Origin of the sequence: Streptomyces sp. NPDC048504 (genome assembly GCF_043200035.1) — a bacterium.
In the GTDB taxonomy this organism is placed as follows: Bacteria; Actinomycetota; Actinomycetes; order Streptomycetales; family Streptomycetaceae; genus Streptomyces.
On sequence record NZ_JBICXA010000003.1, the window covers coordinates 46,702 to 61,226 of the forward strand.

The window sequence follows — 14,525 nt, forward strand, 5'->3', positions numbered from 1 at the left end:
GCGGTCACGGGAAATGACGGGGGAAGGGAAGCGAAACTTTCGCTCCGGCCCGTCCCACCCGCACCGATTGACGCACCGCACCCCACTGATGACACTCCGAAGGCACAGCCACTCAACAGAATCCCCCACACCCCCACAGGATGTGCCATGCGACCCCGCACCGCCCGCACCCTCCTGCTCCCCTTCCTGGCCCTGGTCCCCCTCCTTCTCGCTCTGCTCGCCGCCCCGCCCAGTACCGCGCACTCAGGAGCACCGCCCGTGACCCACCCCAAGTACGCCGGCTATCTCTTCGCCTACTTCACGGGCGAGGGCACCGCCGACGGCGAACAGATCCGCTACGCCCTCAGCCGCGGCAACGACCCGTTGCACTGGCGGGAGTTGAACCAGGGCAAGCCGGTCCTGACGTCGACGATCGGCGAGAAGGGGCTGCGCGATCCGTTCGTGATCCGCTCCCCGAAGGGCGACAAGTTCTATCTCATCGCCACCGACCTCCGCATGTACCGGAACAGCAGCGGGAGTTGGGACGACGTCCAACGGCACGGCAGCAAGTCGGTGATGATCTGGGAGTCGACCGACCTGGTCCACTGGACCGACCAGCGGCTGGTGAAGGTGGCCCCGGACAACGCGGGCAACACCTGGGCGCCGGAGGCCTATTGGGACGACTCGCTCGGTGAGTACGTCGTCTTCTGGGCATCGAAGCTGTACGCCGACGACGACCCGGGCCACACCGGCTCGACGTACAACCGCATGATGTACGCGACGACGAAGGACTTCCGCACCTTCAGCGACCCGAAGGTATGGGACGACCCCGGTTACTCCGTCATCGACTCAACTGTCGTGAAGTACAAGGACACTTACTACCGCTACACCAAGGACGAACGCGACCCGTCCTCCAGCTCCCCCTGCTCGAAGTTCATCACCGGTGAGAAGTCGACCTCGCTGACCTCCACGTCGTACGACTTCGTCTCGGAGTGCATCGGCAGCGGTGCGATCGAGCGCGGCGAGGGACCGACGGTGTTCAAGTCCAACACCGAGAAGAAGTGGTACCTGTTCGTCGACGAGTACGGGCTGCGCGGCTACGTCCCCTTCGAGACCACCGACCTCGACTCCGGCGAGTGGACCCCGTCCACGGACTACCAGCTCCCCGCAAGTCCCCGGCACGGCACGGTACTTCCGGTGACGCAGGCGGAGTACGATCGGCTGCTGGCCGCGTATCCGGCGACACCGACGTCGGTCGTGGACGCGACGGCGGGCGGGCAGAAGGGGTACGCGGTCGTCACGGAGGCCGCGTCGAAGGTCGTGCTGCCGATGCAACCCGGCGCGGATCTACGGCACTTGGCGCCGACCCTCGCGATCGGCGCGGGCGCGAAGTTCAGCCCGCCCTCCGGTACGCGACGCGACTTCCGCGAGCCACAGTCGTACACGGTCACGGCGGCGGACGGGACGAGCCGTACCTGGACGGTGGAGGCGGTGCCGACGCGAAGTCCCGTGCTGCCGGGGCTGACCGCCGACCCGGACGTGCACTATCTCGACGGGCAGTACTGGATCTACCCGACGAGCGACGGTTACGCGAACTGGGGCGGGACGAGCTTCAAGGCGTACTCCTCAAGGGACTTGGTCCACTGGCGGGACCACGGAGTGATCCTCGACCTGGGTCCCGACGTCTCCTGGGCCGACAAGAACGCGTGGGCGCCGGCGATCGCGGAACGCGACGGGAAGTACTACTTCTACTTCTGCGCCGAGCAGCAGATCGGGGTCGCGGTGGCGGACTCCCCCGCGGGCCCCTTCAAGGACGCCCTCGGCAAACCCCTTGTGGCGAAGGGGAGTTCACTGAGCGGCCAGATGATCGACCCCGCCGTCTTCACGGACGACGACGGGCAGTCGTATCTCTACTGGGGCAACGGGCACGCGTACGTGGTGCCGTTGAACGACGACATGACGTCGTACGACGCGACGAAGGTGCAGGACATCACGGCGGGCGACTTCCGTGAGGGGTCCTTCGTGGTGAAGCGCAAGGGCACGTACTACTTCATGTGGTCGGAGGACGACACCCGCAGCGAGAACTACCACGTGGCCTACGCGACGGGACCGTCCCCGCTCGGCCCGTGGACCGAGCGGGGCACGATTCTGTCCAAGAGCCCCGAGTACGGCATCCTCGGCACCGGCCACCACTCCGTGGTGAACGTCCCGGGGACCGACGACTGGTACATCGTCTATCACCGGTTCGCCCTGAACGGGCCGGGAAAGCCTGGTGGGGACGGCACGCACCGGGAGACCACGATCGACCGCCTGCGGTTCGCGGCGGACGGAACGATTCAGCCGGTGGTGCCCACCCTCGGGTCGATCAGCCCCGTACGGACTGCCCGTACGGACTAGCTGACGAAGTAGGTCGGGTTGGGGATCTTGTACGTCTTGTCGGCGTAGCCCCCGTCGAGGTCCGAGTACTGGTCGCCGAAGTTGGCGATGATGTTGTACCCGAGGTCCTCGATGTGCTTCCGGGTACCGGACTTGTACTGCACGGTGGTGCAGGTCCAGGTACCGGCGGTGGCGCAACTGCTCAAGTACGACGGCGGGTTGTCCGCGTCCTTCAGGAACATGTGGTCGGCGTCGAGGTTGACGTCGGCGCCGACCTTCTTCAGGTTGTCGACCGCGTAGGTGCGCTGCGACTCCTTCAGACCCGAGTTGTAGAACACCGTGACGCCCTTGGACGCGGCGTACTTGACCAGCTCGGGGGTGCCGAAGACCTCCGGGCGGTTGGCCTGGGCGACATACGCGGCCCAAGTGGCCGAGCTGTAGCCGTAGTTGTTCTTCTTCTCGTAGTCGAGGCTGAGCAGCAGCGTGTCATCGATGTCGAAGACGACCGCCGGCTTGACGCCCTTGTGGTGCTTGCGGACGGCCTCGTCGATGTACTTCTTCGCCGACGCGTCGATGCGCGCCAGGTCCTTGGCGTACGGGCTGGTCGCCGAGGCCTGGTACACGCCGCTGCTGTCGAGCGTGGTGCCGTAGTAGGTGTCGATGTCCTTCGTCAACAGGCCGATGTTGTACGGCTCGTGCGTCGAGTTGGCCGTCGACTGGCCGGCGGTGGCGACGCCACCGCCGTACAGGGCGGCACCGGCGACGACACAGGCGGCGCCGAGGGCGGCCGCTCTAAGGGACTTCCGCATGGAATCTCCGGATCTGGTTCCGATGGGTGATGCACCAGGTCAGGGACTGTCTACGCGCATCACACGTCAGGCGCGAGGGCCTTTATCCGATCGATACACAACACACAGGACGGAGAATTACCCGTACATGGGCTCCACTTGACCTTCCCTTGGCCGGCTTCCCCTACCGTCGTGGATGCGACTGCGAACGGGGGAACGCGCGATGGGTGACGGCAAGGACCCGGCCGAGGTCCTCGACATCAAGACCGCCGATATCAAGCGGGCGGCACCGGACTTCCAGACGGCGGCAGTTGATCTCGGCAAGGCGCTGACCGCGCTCGTGAAGTCCCTCGACGGACTGGGTGAACCCTGGGGAAACGACAAGCAGGGCAAGGAGTTCGGCGACTCCTACAAGCCGTTGCAGAAGAAGATCGAGAGTGCGGCGGGCACGCTGGTGCTCGGTCTCACCAGCATTCACGAGGCGATGGCCGACCTGGCGGACGGCCATGTCGACAACGACGAGCTGATCGCCGGGATGTTCACCGAAGTGAAGGTCACCAAGTCGGACGGTGCCGGTGAGCGTTGAGGACGAGGCCCGGAAGATCCTGCTGCATCTGGGCCTGTGGTGGCCGGAGGCCGACTCGGGGAAGCTGCGCTCGGCGGCGACGGCCTGGCGCACCTTCGCGGACGCCGTGGACGACGTACGCGGCCCGGTCAACCAGAGCGCGTCGTCGATCATCCACAACAACACCGGTGAGTCGATCGAGGCGTTCGGAAAATTCTGGGGCCGTTACGCCAAGGACAAGGACACCGGCTGGCTGAGTGACCTGGCCGGTTCCGGGCGCCAAATGGCCACCGCACTCGACAAGTTCGCCGACGCGATCGACGACGCCATCAACAAGCTCTGGACGCAGATCGGCATCGACGCGGCCGTGATCGCGGGCGGGGTGGCGCTCGCGTTCTTCACCGCGGGCCTGGCCTCCGGCGCGGCCGTCGCGGCGGCCGACCTCGTCATCGAGTTCGGCGCGGGTCTCGGCGTCGCGGTCTCCACGACGATCGCGGAGATCGCCGCGGGCACGCTGGTCGCCGCGACCTTCGGCGGGATCGAGTCGGTGACTGTCGACCTCGGTCACGAACGCGCTGGGCCACACGCGAACGATGGCGTACGACCCGGCCGGCCTCCCGGTGTCCCTGACCGACGAGTTGGGGCACACGACGACGATCCGCCGGGACGCCTTCGGCCGCATCCTCGCGGTGACCGACCCGCTCGGGCACACCACCCGGACGGGCTGGACCCCGGAGGGCAAGCCGTCCTGGCGTGAACTGGCGGACGGGGCGCGGGAGTCATGGACGTGGGACGCGCAGGGCAGTCTGCTCAGTCACACGGACGCCGCGGGCAACGTCACCCGACACTCCTCGACGCACTTCGACGTGCCTGCCTCGCGCACCGACCCGGACGGGGCTCGGTACGAGTTCGCCTACGACACGGAGCTGCGGCTGACGGGGGTGACCAATCCGCAGGGGCGGACGTGGTCGTACACATACGACGACGCCGGGAGGCTGACCGCGGAAACCGACTTCAACGGTCGGACGCTGACGTATGTGCACGACGGGGCGGGACGGCTGGTCTGCCGTACGAACGGGGCCGGAGAGACATTGCGCTTCACGCGCGGTCCCCTTGGCCGTGTCGTGGAGCAGCGCGACGAGGCTTCCGGCGACATCAGCACGTACGCGTACGACGCGGACGGAAGGCTGATCCGGGCGAGCAACAAGGACGCCGAGGTGGTGGTGCGACGGGATCCGCTCGGCCGGGTCGCGTCGGAGGCCGTCAACGGCCGGACAATCGCCTTCGAATACGACGCCCTCGGGCAGCGCACGCGGCGCGTGACGCCGTCCGGGCTGGTCTCCGACTGGGCATACGATCCGGCTGGGCGGGCGACCGGACTTCGCACCGCGGAGACGGAGTTGGCTCTCTCCTATGACGCGGCGGGGCGTGAGACACGGCGGAGCATCGGCGAGGCCGTCGCTCTCACCCAGAGCTGGAGCGCGGCCGGGCGTCTGGCCACACAGACTGTGGCATCGTCGTCGTCCGTCACGGCCGGGGCCGACCGGCTGCTCCAGCACCGCGCCTATGCCTACCGGGCCGATGGCTACCTCACCGAGATGGGGAACTGACCTCGGGCACCCGCCGCTTCGACCTGGACGGCATGGGCCGGATCACGGGTGTGCACGCCCATGGCTGGACCGAGACCTACGCGTACGATTCCGCGGGCACATCGTGTCGGCGCGGGCGCCTGGGCACGCCTCCCCCGGTGAGCGCGAGTTCGACGGCACACTCGTCCGCAGCGCGGGTCGCACCACTTACGAACACGACGCACAGGGCCGCCTGGTGCGCAAGAGGCTCAAGCTCCTCGACGGCCGGACGCGCGCATGGTCGTACGGCTGGAACGCGGAAGACCGGCTCACCGAGGTGGTCACCCCGGAAGGGGACCGTTGGCGGTATGCCTACGATCCGTTCGGGCGCCGTGTCTCCAAGCATCGCGTGACCGAGGACGGGGCTGAGAGCGACCGTATCGTTTTCTCCTGGGACGACTCCAGGCTCGCCGAACAGACCGGCCCGCACGGCAGGGTCATCACCTGGGATCACGCACCGGACACCGACCGTCCTCTCACACAGACGGAGCACCGGCCGATGTCCGTCCGGCCCGGGACTTCGTTCCTCGCTCAGCTGGCCGAGGAGACGACAGCCGGCGACGACACCCGCTTCCACTTGATCATCACCGATCCGGTGGGCACGCCTGCCGAGTTGGTCACTCCTGACGGCCGTGTCACGTGGCAGCGCCGTACCTCGGTCTGGGGGACGGGGCTGCACCCGGTGCCCGACGACGAGGTGCCGGTGGACTGCCCGTTGCGCTTTCCCGGCCAGTACGCGGATTCCGAGAGCGGTCTGCATTACAACGTCTTCCGGTACTTCGACCCGGAGACAGGAGGATTCATCTCGGCCGATCCGCTCGGCCTCGATCCTCACCCCAACCACTACGCGTACGCCTCCAACCCCTTTGCGTGGCTCGACCCGTTGGGGCTCGCCTGCAAGAAGATCCCGACCGATGAACTGAATTGGAACGCGCGCAGTCGGCCGACCTTCGGGCACACCTTCACTGAGCACGGAGCGGGCACGAAGAACACGACGAGCCTGACCGACCGCGCACGCAACACCGGGAATCCACAAGGACAGTGGCTGGACAACGACAAGGCTCTGGACTTCCTCAAGGCGCAGCACGACCCTGAGGGCGGAGTACGTGAGGTCGCGCTCCCGAAGGGAATGGGACAGGTCGTCATGCCCAACGGTGAGATAGTGGAGGCCAACTACGCGAGGTTGGTTCCCAAGCCTGACGGATCCTACAAAACAGCGTTCCCGATCGTGAAGAAGTGAGTACACCCGTGGAATTCCGAATGGCTCTGCTTCCGCCGTCCCGTGGAACCTCGTCGACGCCCGACTTCGAGCTCGACGAGGACTACGAGTCCCTGGCCATGGACACATGTCAGCTCCTGGCGGAGACGGACTGTCGCTTTCACGTCGCGGGTTTCGGTCAGGACCCCTGGCCGGTCGACATCTCCTACGACCTTTCAGCGGTCGTGGAGCAGCTGCCCGAGGCCCTGGCCTCGGTGGGCGACGGGAAGCCCGCGCAGATCGACTTCTACGGCCAAGGAGTCGAACGGCTCGTGACGTTCACTCCGCACGAGGGGCAGGTCGTCATCGCCTGCACGACGGAGACGGACTGGACGCCCGAGCCGAGCACGGAAACCGTCTCGCCAGAAGAGGCCGAGGCGATGTTGGCCGCCCTGGCCCACGACTTCAGGCGAGCGCTGGATCGCGCCTGTCCGGACATCGCCGCGGTACAGCCTTTCGCCGGCTGGTGACAGCTCAATAAAATTTGTCAAGGCGGAGCTTATCTGGCAGAACTCCCTCGCCTGCGCGATGCCCTTTCCCCGGGCGCCTGGGTATTCGCCTCCGATCCGGCGCACTACGACATGGGGAGCGGCAACAATCACTGCGTCAAGGATCTGAAATTGTCCGGCATCCATGTAGCCACCGACAAAAGCGGTGAGATGGTCCTGGAATTCCCCCCGAACCAGTGGAAGCACGACTCCGGGCTGCGCATCGGCAATTCCGGCGTGAAACACTTCTCCATCAACTATGCGCATTCCATCGACTGGATGCTGGTCGACACCGTTCGGTGCCAGGACCTGGAGGCGGTGTGGGAGAGCACGGACAGGACGGGCTGACGCAGCAAGCGGGCCCAGCCCGCAACACCGGAACTGGGCCCACTCCACCGGTCAGTTCATCGTCGCCCCGATCGTCGTACTCCCTGTGGTCAGGAACGTCGTCGCCGGGAGCGTGCCGCTGGACGAGCGGGCGTTGTACGTCGATGACGCGTCCGTGGAGATGAAGGACGGGGTGGAGATGCCGGAGTCCCAGTTGTTGCCGGACGAGGTGACCGCGGAGCCCTTGGTGACCGCGCCGCTGCCGTTGCCGACCGCGAGGTTCTTGCCGAGTTTGGCGGAGCTGGTGGCGAAGTAGTAGCCCCACTTGCTGTTGGCGTACGCGGTGGTGCGGTTGATGACGAGGGCTCCGGTGTTGGAGTTCTCGGTGAAGCCGTTGCCCGCGTTGCCCCAGGCCGCCGAGTTGTTGATGACGTGCGCGACGACCTCGCCGTCACCGCCCAGCTTGTAGCCGTTGCCGTCGCCCGCGAACGCCGAGTCCGACCAGCGGTTGACGCCGTTGCCGAAGGACCAGGTGTGCTCGACGGTCACCGGCGTGGAGAAGGACCAGAAGTCGATCCCGTCGTCGGAGTTGTTGTACAGCCGCGCCCCGGTGACGAGGTTCCCGCTGCCGGAGCCGAACTTGATGGCGACCCCGTCCGCGTTCTCGCCGTGCGTCGCGGCGTCGTAATTGCCGTACGAGTCAAGGTTCTTGACCGTGTTGTTGACGGTGCCGTCGCCGGTGAGCGTGAAGCCGGAGTCGCCGCCGTTGATGGTCTTGACGTTGTTCCAGTTGGTGCCGGTGCAGGACTGGCATACGACCGCGCTGTCCGGGGAGTTCTGGAAGGTGAGGTTGGAGACGTTCCAGTAGTCCGCCGTCAGCTTGAAGATCCAGGACCCCGACGGCAGTGACGAACCGTCGATCTTGACCGTCTCCGAGCCGTACGCGGTGAGCGTGACCGGCGAGGACGAGGTGCCGTTCGTCGTGGACTGGAGGGTGGCCGTCGGGTAGTACGTGCCGCCGCGCACCTGAATGACCGTGCCGGCGGTGGCACTTGAGATCGCGCTGGTCAGTTCGGCGGTCGTGTCGACGACGACCGTGGCGGCCTGCGCCTGGGTGGGGAGGACGGCCAGCCCGGCGCCGAAGGCGAGGACTGTGCCGAGGGTGAGAGCGGTACGACGAGACATAGGAGTGCGGTCCTTTCGTCGTTCTGTTGCGGACGGGGGGATTTCAGGGACGCCAGTCACCGAGGTAGGTCGCAGGGGTGTGCAACTTGGCCTCGGTGGCCGTGAGTTGGGGCCGGTTCTCCGGGACGGTGATCACGGAACCCGGTCCCGTGTCGCGGTACTCGTGGAAGCGCATCGACTGCCAGGGATAGGCGTCGCGCATGTTCGTGTAGGGCGCGACCGGGTCGATGCCGGGCCCGATCCGGGTGTCCCGCACGACGAGGGACGGCCAGGCCGTCGTCTCGTACGACGGGACCCACGGCCGGGCCAGCTTGTACGCGGCGTCCTCGGCGCCGGAGGTGATCCGCGAGCGGACCGCGAGGATGCCGTGCGGATTGGCGCGGGCGGTGGACGGGGCGAAGACCATGCCCTTGGGCGTGAAGGCCACGTCCCGTTGCAGGGTGTGGAAGTGACAGTCCGCGAAGACCGCCGTCGCCCGCCCGAAGACGAAGTCGACGTCCCCCTGGATGTAGCAGTGGGAGAAGTACTGCCGGTCGAAGGCATCCAGCGCGGACGTGTCCACGAACAGCGTGTCCTGGTGGGCCAGGAGACGGACGTGCGCGAACTGCGAGCGGTCACCCGTGACATACGCGGCCACCGCCTGCGTCCCCGTGATCTCCGGATGGTCCGCGCGCAGCCAGTCGTTGGCGAGGGTGAGGTCCCGTACGGTCAGCCCGGGCGCCGCCGACGTGAAGGTCGCGGAGCCCGCCGTACCGTACGTCCCCGAACCGTCCGGTTTCTGCGTCCCGTTGGCGTTGTCGTAGACGATGACGACGTCACGCGGGTCGCGGGTGGCACCGCGCAAGGTCAACTCCCCCGCCCCCACGGGCACGTTGACGATCTCGCGGTACGTCCCCGGGTGCACGACGATCGTCCAGCCGCCGCCCTCCGCCGCGTCCACGGCCGCCTGCACCGAGTCACCGGGCCGGACGTGCAGGACACGACGACGGTCGAGCGCTACGGCGGGCCCGGCACCGGCGGCCACCAGACCACCGGCGAGCCCGGTCAGAAGGGTGCGTCTGCGCAGGGCCATCTCAGTGCCTCCGCCCCGGTGTCCAGTCGCCGAGATACGCCTCGCGGGTCGCCGACTCGGCCTGTACGGACGTGAGTTGGGGCCGGTTCTCCGGCACGCTGATCACGGCACCCGGGCCCGTGTTCCGGTACTCGGCGAACCTCTGCCTCTGCCAGGGATAGGTGTCCGACATGTTGGTGTACGGCGCGACCGCGTCGATCCCCGAACCGAGCACCGTGTCCCGCACGGTGAGCATCGGGTGGGCGGTGGTGTCCGAGCCAGGCACCCAGGGACGGGCCAACTTGTAGTAGCCGTCCGGGGCTTGGCTGCTCACGCGGCTGCGCGTCACCAGATACCCGCGCGGGTTCGCGACCGCTGTGGAGGGCGCGAAGACGAAGCCGTACGGTGCCGTCGCCAGGTCGGTGCGGTTGAGCGTCCGGAAGTGGCAGTGGTCGTAGACGGCCGTCGCCCGCCCGAAGACGAAGTCGACGTCTCCCTCGACGTAGCAGCGCGCGTAGTACTGGCGGGCGAAGACGCCGAGGGCCAACGAGTCGGCGTACAGGGTGTCTTGATGGCCGAGGAAGTGGCAGTCGAAGAACGCCGAGCGGTCGCCCTGCACCTTGATCGCGACCGCCTGTGTGCCGGTGATCTCGGGGTGGTCGGCGCGCAGCCAGTCGTTGCCGAAGGTGATCCGGCGGGCCGTGAAGCCGTCGGTGCGGATGGTCGTGGTGGCCGAGCCGGAGGTGCCGTACGTGCCCGAACCGTCCGGTTTCTGGGTGCCGTTGGCGTTGTCGTAGACGATGACGACGTCACGCGGGTTCTCGCTGGCGCCGAGCCAGGTCATCTCCGTGGCGGCGTCGGTGAGTTGGCCGGTCGCCGGGTCGGTGACTCCGGCGGTGACCGTCTCGCGGTAGACGCCGGGCGCGATGACCAGGGTGTACCCGGCACCGGTCGCGGCAGTGACGGCGGCCTGGACGGTGGCGAAGTCGCCCCGGCCGCGCGGGTCGACGTACAGGGTGAGCGGGGTGAGGCGCGCGGCCGGTGAACCGTAGCGGCCGAACGGGCTTGGCCTGCCGAGGGCGAGGGCGGGGACGGCGGTGAGGCCGAGCGCGGCGCCCGCGCCGGCGCTCGCCATGAGGAATCCCCGTCTGGACAGGGGCAGTTGGAGGGAGTGGTGCGAGGGCATGCGGGTGCTCCTTCGCGGTGCGGCTCATGAAGTGGGCGCCGGTGTCGGGCCGGTCGGAGGGCACCGGCCCGGTTTCCGGTGCGGTGGTGTCAGCGCAGGCAGCCCGCGCCCGCGCCCCGGTCGACGACGAACGGCACGGTCTTCGCCGGGTCGATCTTCGTGCGCAGGGTCGGGGTCCAGCCCGCGCCGGACTGCAGGATCTCGGTCGGAACACCCGCGTTGTGGACGGCGATCAGGTCGGTGAGCCGGCCGTTGACGTAGTTGTCGTCGGCGGTGAGCGGCGCCTCGGACCACTTCTTGAGGATGGTCGCCTCGGAGGTGCCGGCCGGGACCGTGAACGCGTTGTGTTCCGCGACGAGTTGGGACTCCAGGCCGATGCCGTAGCTGTAGCCGTAGCCCGGCTCGGCGACGAAGTGGTTGTTGTACGAGTCGACTTGGCCGAAGCGGACGCGGGGTGCGCGCTCGACGAGGTTGGAGAAAAGGTTGTGATGGAGCGTCACCTTCAGGTGGCCCCGGTCGATGGCGGCCGTGGAGGCGCTGTCGCTGTTGCCGATGAGGATCGTCTTGTCGTGGTCGGTGAAGACGTTCCAGGAGGCGGTGACGTAGTCGGCGCCCTTGACGATGTCGAGTTCTCCGTCGTGCTGCTCGAAGATCCGCCCGTAGTAGGTGGGCAGTGAGCTGTCCGGGTGGTCGCCGTCGGTGAACGTGTTGTGGTCCAGCCACACATGGGTGGAGCCATAGATGACGGCGCTGTCGTACTCGGAGTTCCAGTTGCCGGTGTCGCCGTCGGTCGGGTCCCACTGCGGGAAGCAGTCGAGCGGGCTCTCGAAGGCGAGGTTGCGGACGATGACGTTGTCGACGGCCGTGATCTGCAGGCTGGCGCCCTTGAAGCCGGCGTCCTTGCCGATGCCGATGATGGTGGTGTTGGCGGGGACGAACGCCTTGATGGCGGTGTTCTGGTTGGCGGCGGAGACGCGACGCAGGCCCTCGGGGCTGTCAGCCGGCTCGTTGTCGAGGTTCTGGTCGTAGCCCCAGACGGCGGGGTCGTAGGTGGCGAGGTACTGGGCGAAGTCGTAGCCGGGCGAGGCGAACGAGTCGCAGCCCTCGGCGTTGGCGTCGATCACACCCTTCACTCTGATGATCTTCGGCGCGGTGCCGCCGGCGGCCAACGCTGCTTTGAAATCAGCCCAGTTGGTGACGGTGTAGACGTGCTCGGGGGTGGCGGCCGCGCCACCGCTGGTGCCGGTGCCGTAGGAGGCCCAGCCGTCACCGGCGCCGAGGGTCTCGCGGGCGAGACTGCGCGGATGGGCCTGGGCGGTGGTGCTCGTGAGGGCGAGAGCCAGTGCCGTGCAGCCTACGAGCGACGCTATGACGCGTCCATGACACATAGATATACGCACTGTGCGGGTCTCCTTGCTCAGAGGACCGAGGCGTCCGTCGCCTCGGGCCAGGTGATCCAGGACGTCGGAATGTCGTCGCGCAACCGGACGACGTCACGCGGCGCGAGCACCCGGGTGCGCAGCAACTCCCGCGCCACGAGCCGCGCCACGGCGATCGCACCGGGCGGATTGAAGTGCGTGTTGTCCTGCTCGGTGTCGGTCCAGTTGAAGTAGACCTTCGTCTCCTCCGCCCCGAGCCGCTGCCACAGCGCGAGCGACAACGCCTCGATGTCGAGCAGCGCGACGCGCTCCTCCTGGGCGAGCGCGCGCATCGCCGCCGGATAGTCGCCGTGGGTCGGCAATGCGTTGCCGTCGGCGTCGAACCTGCGGCGCTCGACGGGGGTCGTGAGCAGGGGGCGGGCGCCATGAGCCCGCGCCCCTTCGATGTACAGCCGCAGATAGTCCTGATACGTCGTCCACGGCTCGGTGTAGCGGGTCGGGTCGGCGGTCTTCTCGTCGTTGTGTGCGAACTGGACGAGGAGGAAGTCGCCGGGCCGGATGGCCGCGAGAATGGCGTCCAGCCGCCCCTCGTCGACGAAACTCTTCGAACTCCGGCCATTTACGGCTTGATTGGAGACCTCCACCCCCTTGCGCAGAAAGAAGGGGAGCGCCATTCCCCATCCGGTCTCCGGAGCTTCGGTGGAGTACTTCTGGGCGGCGGTGGAATCACCGGCGATGTAGAGAGTGCGGCCCTTCCGCCCTCCGGGTCGAAGAGGAACGGCGGCAAGCGCCGCGAGGGTGACCTGCCTACGACTTAAGGACACAGGGGTGCCTTTCAACGCAGCTGAGGTGCATGCCTTTTAGGGGCGCGGGGAACTGCGCGACCAGCCACAACGGACCCGCAGTCCCCCACAAACCGAAACCACCCGAGCTCAGTGGTTCTGCTTCCAGTCCGCCTGCGCCTTGTTCAACTGGTCGGCCAACGTGTCCAGGAACTCCTTAGCCGTCATCTTCCCCAGCAACAGCTTCTGGAAGTTCGGCTCGTTGTCCGCCTTGGAGATGGTGTTCCAGTCCGGCAGGTAATACGGCAGCTGCACAATCTTCGTGGAGGCCCCGTTCAACGCCGCCGCAGCCAACTGCGTGGGCTCGGACTTCTGGATCCACGCCGCACTCGCCGCATCCGTGTTGGCCGGAACCTGCCCGGCGGACTCGTTGTACTTCGAGTTCTCCGCGGCAGACACAGCGAACTCGATGAACTTCCAGGCCGCTTCCTTGTTCTTGCTGGACTTGAACAGACTCAGCCCGTCAACGGGGTTGGAGATCTGCACCCGCGTACCGTCGTCCAGCGTCGGATTGGGAATGCCCTTGAACTTGTCCGCGCCCAGAGCCTTCAAGTGGTCCTGGTAGGAACCGAGGTTGTGACTCAGCATCCCGATCGTGCCGCTGTCCCACTGCGCGACCATCTTCGTGAAGTCGTTGTTGAGGTCGGCGGACGGAGTGTCCTTCTTGAACAGTCCGACGTACTTCGCCAACGCGGCAACGTTCTTCGGGTCGTTGACCGTCGTCTTGTCACCGTTCCAGAACGACGTGATCCCGGTCTGCCCGTACACCGCGTCCAACGCGGGCGCGATGGACCCCTCACCACCCCGGATGGTGAACCCGAACTTGTTCTTCGCCTTGTCGGTGAGCTTGTCCGCGGCGGCGTAGAACTTCGACCAGGTCGTCGGCGCGTCCAGCCCCGCCGCCTGGAACAGATCGGTGCGGTACCACAAGGTCCCGTTGTTGGCGGAGGTGGGAATCTGGTACAGCGTGTCTCCGCCGCCCGCGGACTTGCTGACGTCGAGCAGGTTCTGGCTCAACTTGCCGTTCAGAGAACTCGACTTGAGCCGGCTGTCCAACGGCTCCAGCGCCCCCTGCACCGCGACCTCCGCGAGCACCGCGGTCCCCACGCCACCAACGTCGGGCAGACCCCCGCCCTGGATCGCGGTGTCGTACTTGGACTGGGCGCTCGCGGCCGGTATCCCGACGTACTTGACCTTGATGTCGGGGTTCTTCTTCTCGAAGTCCGCGATGATCTGCTTCCAGATGTCGGTGCGGACACCGCCGTTGTTGTCCCAGAAGGTGATCGTGCCCTTGCCGGACCCCTCGTCGCCCTTGTCTCCCGCGGCGCCGCTGCCGTCGTCGCCGCAGGCGGTGGCGGTCAGCGCGAGCACGGAGCCCAGGGCGACGGCCACGGCGGCACGCCTGCTTCTGCGGATGCTGGTCTTCATAGAGCGGCTCTCTTCTTGTGGATGCGACGGTGTGGTGGCCTCGCG

The 14,525-nt window shown here is 67.1% G+C and carries 13 protein-coding genes; 6 read left to right on the plus strand and 7 right to left on the minus strand.

Annotated features, from left to right (window positions below; all coding sequences use genetic code 11):
- The first annotated feature begins 147 nt into the window (after positions 1 to 147).
- Positions 148 to 2,376 (plus strand): family 43 glycosylhydrolase, encoded by a 2,229-nt coding sequence (locus ACGFY9_RS07945; RefSeq protein WP_393752897.1) that lies wholly within the window; start codon positions 148 to 150, stop codon positions 2,374 to 2,376.
- Here ACGFY9_RS07945 and ACGFY9_RS07950 read toward each other — a convergent pair.
- Positions 2,373 to 3,164 (minus strand): HAD family acid phosphatase, encoded by a 792-nt coding sequence (locus ACGFY9_RS07950; RefSeq protein ID WP_393752898.1) that lies wholly within the window; start codon positions 3,162 to 3,164, stop codon positions 2,373 to 2,375. The two genes, ACGFY9_RS07945 and ACGFY9_RS07950, sit on opposite strands and share 4 nt — an antisense overlap.
- Before the next feature lie 202 nt (positions 3,165 to 3,366).
- Between ACGFY9_RS07950 and ACGFY9_RS07955 the strand changes: the two genes are divergently transcribed.
- The 5 genes from ACGFY9_RS07955 to ACGFY9_RS07975 all read left to right on the plus strand — a co-directional run bounded on the left by ACGFY9_RS07955 (position 3,367) and on the right by ACGFY9_RS07975 (position 7,430).
- The gene (locus tag ACGFY9_RS07955) at positions 3,367 to 3,729 is read left to right on the plus strand and encodes a hypothetical protein (RefSeq protein ID WP_393753366.1); all 363 of its coding nucleotides are present in this window, start codon (positions 3,367 to 3,369) and stop codon (positions 3,727 to 3,729) included.
- A gap of 572 nt (positions 3,730 to 4,301) precedes the next feature.
- On the plus strand, positions 4,302 to 5,318 hold the full coding sequence (locus ACGFY9_RS07960) for a hypothetical protein (RefSeq protein ID WP_393752899.1): 1,017 nt from the start codon (positions 4,302 to 4,304) through the stop codon (positions 5,316 to 5,318).
- A 103-nt stretch (positions 5,319 to 5,421) separates the two neighbouring features.
- Positions 5,422 to 6,576: an RHS repeat domain-containing protein gene (locus ACGFY9_RS07965; protein ID WP_393752900.1), complete on the plus strand. Its 1,155-nt coding sequence runs from the start codon at positions 5,422 to 5,424 to the stop codon at positions 6,574 to 6,576.
- A gap of 20 nt (positions 6,577 to 6,596) precedes the next feature.
- Entirely contained in the window at positions 6,597 to 7,064 is a 468-nt protein-coding gene (locus ACGFY9_RS07970) for a hypothetical protein (RefSeq protein ID WP_393752901.1), read from the plus strand.
- Positions 7,065 to 7,214: 150 nt separating this feature from the next.
- Entirely contained in the window at positions 7,215 to 7,430 is a 216-nt protein-coding gene (locus ACGFY9_RS07975; RefSeq protein ID WP_393752902.1) for a hypothetical protein, read from the plus strand.
- A gap of 51 nt (positions 7,431 to 7,481) precedes the next feature.
- On the opposite strand, the gene ACGFY9_RS07980 is transcribed toward ACGFY9_RS07975, so the two are convergent.
- The 6 genes from ACGFY9_RS07980 to ACGFY9_RS08005 all read right to left on the minus strand — a co-directional run bounded on the left by ACGFY9_RS07980 (position 7,482) and on the right by ACGFY9_RS08005 (position 14,480).
- On the minus strand, positions 7,482 to 8,594 hold the full coding sequence (locus ACGFY9_RS07980) for a chondroitinase-B domain-containing protein (protein WP_393752903.1): 1,113 nt from the start codon (positions 8,592 to 8,594) through the stop codon (positions 7,482 to 7,484).
- A gap of 43 nt (positions 8,595 to 8,637) precedes the next feature.
- Complete coding sequence (locus ACGFY9_RS07985) at positions 8,638 to 9,660, minus strand: pectinesterase family protein (protein ID WP_393753367.1); 1,023 nt, start codon at positions 9,658 to 9,660, stop codon at positions 8,638 to 8,640.
- Positions 9,661 to 9,667: 7 nt separating this feature from the next.
- Positions 9,668 to 10,831 carry a pectinesterase family protein gene (locus tag ACGFY9_RS07990; RefSeq protein ID WP_393752904.1) on the minus strand — a complete coding sequence of 388 codons (1,164 nt, stop codon included), beginning with the start codon at positions 10,829 to 10,831 and terminating at the stop codon, positions 9,668 to 9,670.
- A gap of 89 nt (positions 10,832 to 10,920) precedes the next feature.
- Positions 10,921 to 12,219 carry a polysaccharide lyase family 1 protein gene (locus ACGFY9_RS07995; RefSeq protein ID WP_393752905.1) on the minus strand — a complete coding sequence of 433 codons (1,299 nt, stop codon included), beginning with the start codon at positions 12,217 to 12,219 and terminating at the stop codon, positions 10,921 to 10,923.
- 29 nt (positions 12,220 to 12,248) lie between these two features.
- Complete coding sequence (locus ACGFY9_RS08000) at positions 12,249 to 13,034, minus strand: rhamnogalacturonan acetylesterase (RefSeq protein ID WP_393752906.1); 786 nt, start codon at positions 13,032 to 13,034, stop codon at positions 12,249 to 12,251.
- A 108-nt stretch (positions 13,035 to 13,142) separates the two neighbouring features.
- Positions 13,143 to 14,480, minus strand: a complete 1,338-nt coding sequence (locus ACGFY9_RS08005) for an ABC transporter substrate-binding protein (protein WP_393752907.1) — start codon at positions 14,478 to 14,480, stop codon at positions 13,143 to 13,145.
- Positions 14,481 to 14,525: the final 45 nt, after the last annotated feature.

Bases quoted from the DNA above. Each gene is read 5' to 3' on its own strand.
- ACGFY9_RS07960 (WP_393752899.1), top strand. From the start codon at position 4,302: ATGGCGTACGACCCGGCCGGCCTCCCGGTGTCCCTGACCGACGAGTTG.
- ACGFY9_RS08005 (WP_393752907.1), bottom strand. From the start codon at position 14,480: ATGAAGACCAGCATCCGCAGAAGCAGGCGTGCCGCCGTGGCCGTCGCC.
- ACGFY9_RS07990 (WP_393752904.1), bottom strand. From the start codon at position 10,831: ATGCCCTCGCACCACTCCCTCCAACTGCCCCTGTCCAGACGGGGATTC.
- ACGFY9_RS07955 (WP_393753366.1), top strand. From the start codon at position 3,367: ATGGGTGACGGCAAGGACCCGGCCGAGGTCCTCGACATCAAGACCGCC.
- ACGFY9_RS07945 (WP_393752897.1), top strand. From the start codon at position 148: ATGCGACCCCGCACCGCCCGCACCCTCCTGCTCCCCTTCCTGGCCCTG.
- ACGFY9_RS07980 (WP_393752903.1), bottom strand. From the start codon at position 8,594: ATGTCTCGTCGTACCGCTCTCACCCTCGGCACAGTCCTCGCCTTCGGC.
- ACGFY9_RS07970 (WP_393752901.1), top strand. From the start codon at position 6,597: ATGGCTCTGCTTCCGCCGTCCCGTGGAACCTCGTCGACGCCCGACTTC.
- ACGFY9_RS07995 (WP_393752905.1), bottom strand. From the start codon at position 12,219: ATGTGTCATGGACGCGTCATAGCGTCGCTCGTAGGCTGCACGGCACTG.
- ACGFY9_RS07950 (WP_393752898.1), bottom strand. From the start codon at position 3,164: ATGCGGAAGTCCCTTAGAGCGGCCGCCCTCGGCGCCGCCTGTGTCGTC.